The sequence below is a fragment of the Pseudonocardia sp. NPDC049154 genome (assembly GCF_040648315.1).
In the GTDB taxonomy this organism is placed as follows: Bacteria; Actinomycetota; Actinomycetes; order Mycobacteriales; family Pseudonocardiaceae; genus Pseudonocardia.
On the sequence record NZ_JBEZDN010000198.1, the window covers coordinates 1 to 10091 of the forward strand.

11 protein-coding genes are annotated in these 10091 nt (G+C 75.0%); 8 read left to right on the forward strand and 3 right to left on the reverse strand.

All coding sequences use genetic code 11. The features are described 5' to 3' along the window. Window positions 1-90: 90 nt before the first annotated feature. The 8 genes from AB0B41_RS41490 (at window position 91) to AB0B41_RS41525 (ending at window position 8574) form a co-directional block, all read left to right on the forward strand. Window positions 91-456: a gamma-glutamylcyclotransferase gene (locus AB0B41_RS41490; protein ID WP_358212528.1), complete on the forward strand. Its 366-nt coding sequence runs from the start codon at window positions 91-93 to the stop codon at window positions 454-456. Next, the gene (gene allB / locus AB0B41_RS41495) at window positions 453-1763 is read left to right on the forward strand and encodes an allantoinase AllB (protein WP_358212529.1); all 1311 of its coding nucleotides are present in this window, start codon (window positions 453-455) and stop codon (window positions 1761-1763) included. Before AB0B41_RS41490 ends, allB begins: the two co-directional genes overlap by 4 nt. Further along, window positions 1763-2710: an allantoicase gene (alc, locus tag AB0B41_RS41500; protein ID WP_358212530.1), complete on the forward strand. Its 948-nt coding sequence runs from the start codon at window positions 1763-1765 to the stop codon at window positions 2708-2710. Before allB ends, alc begins: the two co-directional genes overlap by 1 nt. A gap of 126 nt (window positions 2711-2836) precedes the next feature. Next, complete coding sequence (locus AB0B41_RS41505; RefSeq protein ID WP_358212531.1) at window positions 2837-3616, forward strand: TIM barrel protein; 780 nt, start codon at window positions 2837-2839, stop codon at window positions 3614-3616. Then, window positions 3613-4530, forward strand: a complete 918-nt coding sequence (locus tag AB0B41_RS41510) for a 2-hydroxy-3-oxopropionate reductase (RefSeq protein ID WP_358212532.1) — start codon at window positions 3613-3615, stop codon at window positions 4528-4530. The genes AB0B41_RS41505 and AB0B41_RS41510 overlap by 4 nt, the downstream gene beginning before the upstream one ends. Next, window positions 4527-6290: a glyoxylate carboligase gene (gene gcl / locus AB0B41_RS41515; protein WP_358212533.1), complete on the forward strand. Its 1764-nt coding sequence runs from the start codon at window positions 4527-4529 to the stop codon at window positions 6288-6290. The genes AB0B41_RS41510 and gcl overlap by 4 nt, the downstream gene beginning before the upstream one ends. Further along, the gene (locus tag AB0B41_RS41520) at window positions 6287-7366 is read left to right on the forward strand and encodes a glycerate kinase (protein ID WP_358212534.1); all 1080 of its coding nucleotides are present in this window, start codon (window positions 6287-6289) and stop codon (window positions 7364-7366) included. Before gcl ends, AB0B41_RS41520 begins: the two co-directional genes overlap by 4 nt. 41 nt (window positions 7367-7407) lie before the next feature. Beyond that, entirely contained in the window at window positions 7408-8574 is a 1167-nt protein-coding gene (locus AB0B41_RS41525) for an RtcB family protein (protein WP_358212536.1), read from the forward strand. A gap of 51 nt (window positions 8575-8625) precedes the next feature. On the opposite strand, the gene AB0B41_RS41530 is transcribed toward AB0B41_RS41525, so the two are convergent. The 3 genes from AB0B41_RS41530 to AB0B41_RS41540 all read right to left on the reverse strand — a co-directional run. Further along, window positions 8626-8784, reverse strand: coding sequence for a hypothetical protein (locus AB0B41_RS41530; protein ID WP_358212537.1), 159 nt, complete (start codon window positions 8782-8784; stop codon window positions 8626-8628). Window positions 8785-8912: 128 nt separating this feature from the next. Continuing rightward, the gene (locus tag AB0B41_RS41535) at window positions 8913-9629 is read right to left on the reverse strand and encodes a BTAD domain-containing putative transcriptional regulator (protein WP_358212539.1); all 717 of its coding nucleotides are present in this window, start codon (window positions 9627-9629) and stop codon (window positions 8913-8915) included. A gap of 124 nt (window positions 9630-9753) precedes the next feature. Continuing rightward, window positions 9754-10091: hypothetical protein (locus tag AB0B41_RS41540; protein ID WP_358212541.1), on the reverse strand; the 338-nt coding region annotated here is incomplete at its 5' end.

Consider the following 10091-nt stretch of genomic DNA (forward strand, 5'->3'; position numbering starts at 1 on the left):
GACCACAACACCTTCTGCCCCCGATTCCCGTTGTGCGCGGTCTTTGGTCCTCCTCAACCATTCACCGCGCACAGGCACCGGAGGTGCGCAATGCCCCGCATGTTCCTCAACGGCACCGCCATGTCCGGCGGGGCCGACCACCACCTCGTCGGCGACGCGCCGCTCGTCGCCCGCACCCGGACCGCCCCGCGCTACCGCTTCCACGCCGTCGACGGCCGGTACCCGGCCCTCGAGGAGGGCGGTGCCGCCGCGGTCGAGGGCGAGGTCTACGAGATGACGTACGCGCAGCTCCGCGAGGTGCTGCTCCCCGGCGAGCCGGACGGGCTGGAGCTCGGCGTGGTCGAGCTGGCCGACGGCTCCGGGTCACTCGCCATGGTCCTGCGCACCGGCCACCCGGCGCCCCGGACCGACATCTCGGAGCTGGCGAGCTGGCGGGCCTATCGGGGCGCGTCGTGAGGACGGTCTTCCGGGCGTCCCGCGCGGTGGTCGACGGGGCCGAACGGCCGGCGGCCGTCCTGGTCGAGGACGGGCAGATCGCCGCGGTCCTGGACCGGGACGCGGCTGCCGACGGCACGCTCGACGCCGCCGAGGTCGTCCTCGCCGCGGACGAGGTGCTGATCCCCGGCCTCGTCGACACGCACGTGCACGTCAACGAGCCCGGCCGCACGGAGTGGGAGGGGTTCGCCTCCGCCACCCGGGCCGCCGCGGCCGGCGGCGTCACGACACTGGTCGACATGCCGCTCAACGCCCTGCCGCCGACCGTCGACGTCCCGGCGCTGGAGGTCAAGCGCAAGGCGGCCGACGGGCGGTGCGCGGTCGACGTCGGGTTCTGGGGCGGCGCGATCCCGGGCAACGAGCAGGAGCTGCGCGCGCTGCACGAGGCCGGCGTGTTCGGGGTGAAGTGCTTCCTGCTCGACAGCGGCGTCCCCGAGTTCCCGGCCCTGCCGGACCCGCGCGGGGCGCTGCGCGAGCTGGCCTCGTTCGACGGCCTGCTGCTCGCGCACGCCGAGGACGGCGCCCTGGTCGGCGAGGCGCACGGCCGTCGCTACCGGGACTTCCTCGCCTCCCGGCCCCGCGCCGCGGAGGACTCGGCGATCGCCGGGCTGGTCCGGATGGCCCGCGGGACGGGCGCGCGGGTGCACGTGGTGCACCTGTCCTCGGCCGACGCCCTGCCCCTGCTGGCCGAGGCCCGCTCCGAGGGCGTCCGGGTCACCGTCGAGACCTGCCCGCACTACCTCGCGCTGACCGCCGAGGAGGTGCCCGACGGCGACACCCGCTTCAAGTGCTGCCCACCGGTCCGCGAGGAGGCCAACCGGGACGCGCTCTGGCAGGGGCTGGCCGACGGGGTGATCGACATGGTCGTCAGCGACCACTCCCCCGCCACGCCGGAGCTCAAGGGCACCGGCGACTTCGGGTCGGCCTGGGGCGGCATCGCGTCGCTGCAGATCGGGCTGCCGGTGGTGTGGACCGAGGCGCGCCGGCGCGGCTGGTCGCTCGCCGACGTCGTCGCCCGGATGGCGACGGCCCCCGCCGACCTGGTCGGCCTGCGCCACAAGGGCCGCATCGCCCCGGGGGCCGCGGCCGACCTCGCGGTGGTCGCCCCCGACGAGACCTTCGCGGTGGGCACGCTCGCCCACCGCCACCCCACCACCCCGTACGCCGGCCGCACGCTGCACGGCGTCGTCCGCGGCACCTGGCTGCGCGGCGAACGGGTGGACCCCGACCGGCCCGCGGGCCGGCTGATCGGCAGAGGAGACGCCTGATGCACCCGGATCTCGCCCTGCGCACCCTGGGCGGTGCCGTGGTCTCCGCGACCGACGAGTCCTTCGCGGCCAAGGAGAACCTGATCGTCCCCGGCCCGCCGGTGTTCGACCCGACCACGTTCGGGCACCGCGGCAAGGTCTACGACGGCTGGGAGACCCGCCGGCGCCGCTCGCCCGGGCACGACGAGGCCGTGGTCCGGCTCGGCGCGCCGGGGGTCGTCCGGCGGGTCGTGGTCGACACGACCTGGTTCACCGGCAACTACCCGCCGGAGGGCGCGGTGGACGGGAGCCCGGACGGGACCACCTGGTTCGAGCTCGTGCCCCTCTCGCCGCTCAAGGGGGACTCGGAGAACGCCTTCGACGTGCGGAGCGACCGGCGCGTCACGCACGTGCGGCTGCGGATCGTGCCCGACGGCGGCGTGGCCCGGCTGCGCGTGCACGGCGAGGCCCTGCCGGACCCGGCGCTGCTCGACGTGCTCGGCACCGTGGACCTGGCCGCGATCGAGAACGGCGGGCACGTGCGCGACGTGTCGAACCGCTTCTACAGCAGCCCGCACAACCTGCTGCTGCCCGGACCGGCGCGCTCCATGGGCGAGGGCTGGGAGACCGCGCGGCGCCGCGACGCCGGCAACGACTGGGTCGAGCTCGGGCTCGGGACCGAGGGCCGGATCGCCGTCGCCGAGATCGACACCTCGTACTTCCTGTACAACGCCCCCGGCTCGGCCGTCCTGCGCGGCCGCAGCGGGGAGGGTGCCTGGCAGGACCTGCTGGACACCCCACTGCAGCCCGACACGCGGCACCGCTTCGTGCTGGCCGACCGCCCGGCCGTCACCGAGGTACGCCTCGACATCCACCCCGACGGCGGCCTCTCCCGAGTACGCCTGTGGGGCACCCTCACCGAGGCCGGCCGCGAGTCCCTCCGGACCCGCTGGCGGTCCGCCCAGTAGAAGACGTTATGGCTCCATAACGTCCCCAGACCCGCCTCGACTCGCACTATGGTTCCACAACGCGATTCAGAGGCCCCAGAAAATCGCATTATGGTTCCATAATGCGAACGTCTCGGAGGAATTCTCGTGGCGTTTCGTCATGCCCTCAACTGTTCGATCGTGCTCAACCACCTGCCCCTGCTCGAGCGGCCGCGTGCCGCGGCCGACGCCGGGTTCGACGCCGTCGAGTTCTGGTGGCCCTTCCCCACCGCCGCCCCGTCCGACGCCGAGGTGGAACGCTTCGCCCGCGCCGTGGAGGACGCCGGCGTGCAGCTCGTGGGGCTCAACTTCGCGGCCGGTGACATGCCGGCCGGCGACCGCGGGCTCGTCTCCTGGCCCGGCCGCGAGCAGGAGTTCCGCGACTCCGTCGCCGTGGCCGTCGGGCTCGGCGAGCGGCTCGGCACCCGCATCTTCAACGCCCTGTACGGCAACCGGATCGACGGGAGGACCGGCCAGGACGAGCTCGCCGCCGAGAACCTCGCGCACGCTGCGAAGGAGGCCGAGCGGCTCGGCGCGAGCGTCGTGGTGGAGCCGCTGAGCGGGGCGGATCGCTACCCGATCCGCACCGCCGCGCAGGCCGTCGCGGTGCTCGACCGGGTCGGCGCGCCCAACCTGGGCCTGCTCGCCGACCTGTACCACCTCGCGGTCAACGGCGAGGACCTCGACGCCGTGATCGCGCGGTACGCCGACCGCATCGCCCACGTCCAGCTCGCCGACGCACCGGGCCGCCACGAGCCCGGCACCGGCGAGCTCGACTTCGACCGTCTGCTCAGCGCGCTGGACACCGCCGGCTACCGCGGCCGGACCGCGCTCGAGTACGTCCCCACGCGACCCGACTTCGCGTGGCTCGGAAAGGAAGACGCATGACCACGCCCGGAAAGACGACGATCGCCTTCATCGGCCTCGGCATCATGGGCGGCCCGATGGCCGCGCACCTCGTGCGGGCCGGCCACGACGTCGTCGGCCACAACCTGTCCCGGCTCGCCGTCGACGTCCTGGTCGAACGCGGCGGGCGCGCCGCCACCGACACCGCCGACGCGGTCCGCGAGGCCGACGTCGTGATCACCATGGTCCCGGACAGCCCGGACGTCGAGGCCCTGGTCTTCGGCGAGGACGGCATCCTCGCCCACGCCAAGCCCGGGACCCTGCACATCGACTGCTCCACCATCCGCCCGGACGTCGCCCGCGGGATCGCCGACGCCGAGCGCGAGCGCGGCATCCGCCCGGTCGACGCCCCGGTCAGCGGCGGCGAGCCCGCCGCGGTCGAGGGCATCCTGTCGATCATGGTCGGGGGGGAGCCCGACGACGTGGCCGCGGCCCGGCCGTTCCTCGACGTCGTCGGGAAGACCGTGGTCCACGTCGGCCCCTCCGGCGCGGGCCAGACCGTGAAGGCGGCCAACCAGCTGATCGTCGCGGGCAACATCCAGCTCGTCGCCGAGGCGCTGGTGTTCCTGGAGGCGCACGGCGTGGACACGGAGTCCGCGCTCGCGGTGCTCGGCGGCGGCCTCGCCGGCAGCACGGTGCTCGACCGGAAGGGCGCCACCATGCGCGCCCGCACCTTCGCCCCCGGCTTCCGGATCGACCTGCACCACAAGGACCTCGGCATCGTCACCGCCTCGGCGCGGGAGGCCGGCGTCGCGATCCCGCTGGGCGCGCACGTCGCCCAGCTCGTCGGGTCGCTGCGGGCGCAGGGGCACGGCGGGCTCGACCACAGCGCGCTGCTGCTGCAGGTCGAGGAGCTGTCCGGGCGGGGCCGGGCGGACGGGAGGGCGCGGTCATGACCCGGATGCGCGCCGTCGACGCCGCCGTCGCGATCCTGCGGGCGGAGGGCGTCACGCACCTCTTCGGCCTGCCCGGGGCGGCGATCAACCCGTTCTACGACGCCGTGCGCCAGGACGGGGCGCTCACCCACGTCCTGGCGCGGCACGTCGAGGGCGCCTCGCACATGGCCGAGGGCTACACCCGCGCCGAGGCCGGCAACATCGGCGTCTGCGTGGGCACCTCCGGACCCGCGGGCACCGACATGATCACGGGGCTCTACTCCGCGATGGCCGACTCCATCCCGATCCTCGCGATCACGGGACAGGCGCCGGTCGCGAAGCTGCACAAGGAGGACTTCCAGGCGGTCGACATCGCGTCCATCGCCGCGCCCGTCACCAAGCTGGCGATGACGGTCCGGGAGCCCGCCCAGGTGCCCGGCGCCCTCGCGCAGGCCTTCCACCTCATGCGGTCCGGCCGGCCGGGCCCGGTCCTGCTGGACCTGCCGATCGACGTCCAGCAGGCGGAGATCGAGTTCGACCCGGACACCTACAGCCCGCTCCCGGTGCACCGGCCCGAGGCGACCCGCGCGCAGGCCGAGAAGGTCCTCGACCTGCTCGCATCGGCCGAGCGGCCGGTGATCGTGGCCGGCGGCGGGATCGTCAACGCCGACGCCTGCGCCGAGCTCGTCGAGCTGGCCGAGCTGCTGGACATCCCCGTCATCCCCACGCTGATGGGCTGGGGCGCGATCCCGGACGACCACCCGCTGATGGCCGGCATGGCCGGGCTGCAGACCTCGCACCGCTACGGCAACGCGACCCTGCTCGCGTCCGACCTGGTGCTGGGCGTCGGGAACCGGTGGGCGAACCGGCACACCGGCGGGCTGGAGGTCTACCGGCGCGGGCGGCGGTTCGTGCACGTCGACGTCGAGCCCACCCAGATCGGGCGGGTGTTCGCCCCGGACTACGGGGTCGTGTCCGACGCCGGCGCGTTCCTCCGCCGGATGCTCGAGGCGGCGCGGGAGCGGGCGCTGCCGAGCCGCACCGAGTGGGTGCGGGAGTGCGTCGAGCGCAAGGGGACCCTGCAGCGCCGCACGCACTTCGACGACGTCCCGATCAAGCCGCACCGGGTGTACGAGGAGATGAACAAGGCGTTCGGCCCCGACACCCGCTATGTCAGCACGATCGGGCTCAGCCAGATCGCGGGCGCGCAGTTCCTGCACGTCCAGCGGCCGCGGCACTGGATCAACTGCGGGCAGGCGGGGCCGCTCGGCTGGACCGTCCCGGCGGCGCTCGGGGTGCGGGTCGCGGACCCGGACGCCCCGGTGGTCGCGCTCTCCGGCGACTACGACTTCCAGTTCATGATCGAGGAGCTGGCGGTCGGCGCGCAGTTCAGCCTGCCGTACGTGCACGTCGTCGTGAACAACTCCTACCTCGGGCTGATCCGGCAGGCGCAGCGCGGGTTCGACATGGACTACTGCGTGCAGCTCGGCTTCGACAACATCCACTCGCCCGAGCTGGACAAGTACGGCGTCGACCACGTCAAGGTCGCCGAGGGCCTGGGCTGCAACGCGCTGCGCGTCACCGATCCGGCCGACCTGCCCGGCGCGTTCGCCCGCGCGCAGGAGCTGGCCCGGCTGCACCGCGTGCCGGTGGTCGTGGAGGTCGTGCTGGAGCGGGTCACGAACATCGCGATGGGGCAGGACATCGACGCCGTCGTGGAGTTCGAGGAGCTCGCCACCACCCGCGAGCACGCCCCGACGGCGACGATCCCGCTCCCGTGACCGGACACGTGCTGGTCGCGCCGGACAAGTTCAAGGGCTCGCTCACGGCGGCGGAGGCCGCGGCCCACCTGGCCGCCGGCCTCCGCGCGGCCGGGCGGGAGGTCCGCGAGCTGCCGGTGGCCGACGGCGGCGAGGGCACCCTCGAGGCCGCCCTCGCCGCCGGGTTCACCCGGGTGCCCGTGACGGTGTGCGGGCCGACCGGCAAGCCGGTGGAGTCCGCGGTCGCGGTGCGCGACGGCGTCGCGGTCGTCGAGCTGGCGGCGGCGTCGGGGCTGGCCCTGCTGCCGGACGGTCCGGACCCGCTGGGCGCGACCAGCCGCGGGACCGGCGAGCTCGTCGCCGCGGCGCTCGACGCGGGCGTCGACACGATCGTGCTCGGCGTCGGCGGCAGCGCGTGCACGGACGGCGGCGCGGGCCTGCTCGCCGCCCTCGGCGCCCGGATCCTCGACACCGCGGGCGACCCCGTGCCCGACGGTGGGGCCGCACTCGCGCGCGCCGCGCGCCTGGACCTCACCGCGCTGGACCCCCGGCTGCGGACGGTGGAGCTCGTGCTGGCCTGCGACGTCGACAACCCGCTCCTCGGCCCCGACGGCGCCGCCGCGGTCTACGGCCCGCAGAAGGGAGCGGGACCGCAGGAGGTCGCCGCACTGGAAGCGGGCCTCGCCCACTGGGCCCGGCTGGTGGGGAGCTCACCTGACGTTCCCGGCGCCGGGGCCGCGGGCGGCGTCGGCTTCGCCGCCCTCGCGGTGCTCGGTGCCCGGCGGCGCCCGGGCATCGAGGTCGTGCTGGAGCTGGTGGGGTTCGCGGAGCACCTGGCCGGCGCCGCGCTCGTCGTCACCGGGGAGGGGGCCATGGACGCGCAGACGTTGCACGGCAAGGCACCCGCCGGTGTCGCCGCGGCGGCCCGGGCGGCGGGGGTGCCGGTGGTCGCGGCCTGTGGCCGGTGCGAGGTGTCGGCCGCCGAGCTCGCCGCCGCGGGCATCCGCGAGGCGCACGCCCTCGTCGACCTCGACCGCGAGAGGTGCCTCATCGAGGCGGGCGCGCTGCTGCGCCGGATCGGGGCCCGGCTCGCGTGAGATCGGGCCCGGACGGGGAACGCCCCGGACGGGAGGACCCCGTGCAGAAGATCAACGACAAGCTCTACAGCTGGGCCTCGATCCTCGAGCCCGCCACGCTCGCGCAGGCCGAGCGGACCGCGTCGATGCCGTTCGTGCAGCCGTACCTGGCCCTGATGCCCGACGCGCACCTCGGCGCCGGCGCGACCGTCGGCTCCGTCATCCCGACCGTCGAGGCGATCATGCCCGCCGCCGTGGGCGTGGACATCGGCTGCGGGATGATCGCCGTCCGCACGCAGTTCACCCGCGACGACCTGGGCGGCCGGGCCCTCGGCGACCTGCGGCGATCGGTGGAGAAGCGGATCCCGCTCAGCGCGGGCCACCACAACCGCACGGTGAGCGACACGGCGGCGCCGCGGGTCGCGGCGCTGAGCGAGGAGGCCGGTGACCGGCTGCCCTTCTACGAGGACCTCACGCGGGTGGGCTGGGAGCTCCAGCTCGGCAGCCTCGGCAGCGGCAACCACTTCGTCGAGCTGACCGCCGACGAGTCCGGCGTGCTCTGGCTCTTCCTGCACTCCGGTTCGCGCGGCATCGGCAACGCGATCGCGCGCCACCACATCCGCGTCGCGCAGGAGCTGTGCCGCAGCCTGCGCCTGCCGGACCGGGACCTCGCGCACCTCGCCGAGGGCACCCGCGAGTTCGACGAGTACGTGCGCGACCTGGAGTGGGCGCAGCACTTCGCGCTGGCCAACCGCGAGGAGATGATGGACCGCTTCCTGGAGCTCCTCGGCCGGTTCCTCGGCGCGGAGGTCGAGGAGCGGGAGCGGATCAACTGCCACCACAACTTCACCGCCCGCGAGCACCACCTCGGCCACGCCGTCTGGTTGTCCCGCAAGGGCGCGATCCGGGCCGACGCGGGCCGCCCCGGCCTGATCCCCGGCTCGATGGGCACCGCGAGCTACGTCGTGACCGGCAAGGGCGACCCGGCGAGCTTCGCGAGCAGCCCGCACGGCGCCGGCCGCGCCTACGCCCGCCGGGCGGCCCGGCGGGCGTTCACGCTCGCGGACATGGACAAGGCGATGGTCGGCATCGAGTACCGCCGCGACGCCGCGTTCCTCGACGAGATCCCCGCCGCGTACAAGGACATCGACGTGGTGATGGCCGACGCCGCCGACCTCGTCGAGGTCCGCCACACCCTGCGCCAGCTCGTGAACGTCAAGGGTGCCTGACCGGCGGACCGCCCCCTCCGCGGCCCGCCGGCCGGTGCCGTCGGGCGGGCGTCAGGGGACGATCTCGATCCAGCCGCGGACGACGTCGGGCGTGACCGACGCCGCGAGGTCGGGATGGTCGATCGCCACGTGCTGCAGGACCGTGCTGACGATCTGGTCCTCGCTCTCGGATCGGGTGGAGTAGCCGCACTCGCAACTGACCTGCTTCATCGCAGTTCCCTCCTCGTCGAGGGCCGGGGCGCTCCCCGGCAGGTCCGCCGACGAGTATCCGCGGCCGCCTCGGCGCGACCTTGCCGAATTCCTGCCGCAGCGGTTGCTCCGGACGGCGCAACGGCCTGCTACCGCAGGATCTCCTCGTGCACCGCACGGGTCTCCGGGCCCGGGCCCACGCCCAGCTCGTCGAGCAGCATCCGGCGGAGCCGCTCGTACACCCGCAGCGCCTCGGCCCGGTCGCCGCGCCCCGTGAGGGCCCGCATCAGCAGCCGGTGTCCCTTCTCGTCGAGCGGCGCGGCGCGGACCAGCTCGCGGGCGCTGCGCTCGGCGCTGGCCAGCTCGGTGGGCGTGGCCAGCGCCAGACAGGCCTCGGCGTAGCAGGTCAGCGCCCGGCGGTGCAGCCTTCCGACCTCCTCGCGTTGCTCGCCGACCCACGGCTCGTGCAGATCCGGCAGGAAGGGGCGCTGGGTCACGAACAGCGTGCTCAACGCGTGCGTCCAGGCCTCCGGCCAGTCGCCGCGGGCGGCCGCCGCGTCGGCCCGGTGCGCCGCCTCGGCCGCGACCGCCGAGTCGATCAGGCCGCCCTCCGGCAGCACGAGCTGCACGCTCTGCCGGCCGACGATCTCGATCGGGGCGAGCACCGCGCGGACCTTCGACAGCAGCGCCGTCAGGTCCGTGCCCGACGAACAGAGCGCGTCCGCCAGCACGCACCGGTCCACCGCGCGGCGCCGGCAGGCGAGGTAGGCCACCAGGGCCCGCCCGCGTCGCCCGGGAAGCCGCTGTTCCACCGGCCGCCCCTCGACGAGCACCACGAACCGGCCGTGCAGCTGGATCCGGACCACGCCGACGAGCCTGGCACCCCGGCGCACCGCTGTCAGCGGTTCCGGCCCGATCGGCCGCGAGCAGCTGACCTGCGGCTGCCACGTGCACGTGGGCGTCGCCGACGACGAGGAGGCCCGGGCCCTGTCAGCCGAGGCGTTCCTCGAGGCGGTCGAGGTCCGGCTGCTCGCCGGGCGGCCGCGGCCGGCCGGCCTCGCCGCGCAGCCGCCGGGCCAGCGCGACGAAGTGCCGGGCGCGCTCGTCCGTGCGCGCGGTGAGCGCCCGCCCCTCCACGACGTAGGCGACCGCCCGCGGGTCCCGCGTCGCGACGGCCGCGCGTTCGGCCTGGTCGAGCAGGGCCGCCGCCCGGGCGGGCGTCGAGACGCGGGCCAGCGCGGCGGCCGTCATCGCGATCCCGGCGACCGAGATCTTGACCTTGCTGTCGGCGTCGGCCTTGCCGAACAGGCCGAGGGCGCCGGTCAGCG

Excerpts from the sequence above, each read along its gene's own strand:
- AB0B41_RS41490 (WP_358212528.1), top strand. The coding sequence starts at position 91 with ATGCCCCGCATGTTCCTCAACGGCACCGCCATGTCCGGCGGGGCCGAC.
- alc (WP_358212530.1), top strand. The coding sequence starts at position 1,763 with ATGCACCCGGATCTCGCCCTGCGCACCCTGGGCGGTGCCGTGGTCTCC.
- AB0B41_RS41510 (WP_358212532.1), top strand. The coding sequence starts at position 3,613 with ATGACCACGCCCGGAAAGACGACGATCGCCTTCATCGGCCTCGGCATC.
- gcl (WP_358212533.1), top strand. The coding sequence starts at position 4,527 with ATGACCCGGATGCGCGCCGTCGACGCCGCCGTCGCGATCCTGCGGGCG.
- AB0B41_RS41530 (WP_358212537.1), bottom strand. The coding sequence starts at position 8,784 with ATGAAGCAGGTCAGTTGCGAGTGCGGCTACTCCACCCGATCCGAGAGC.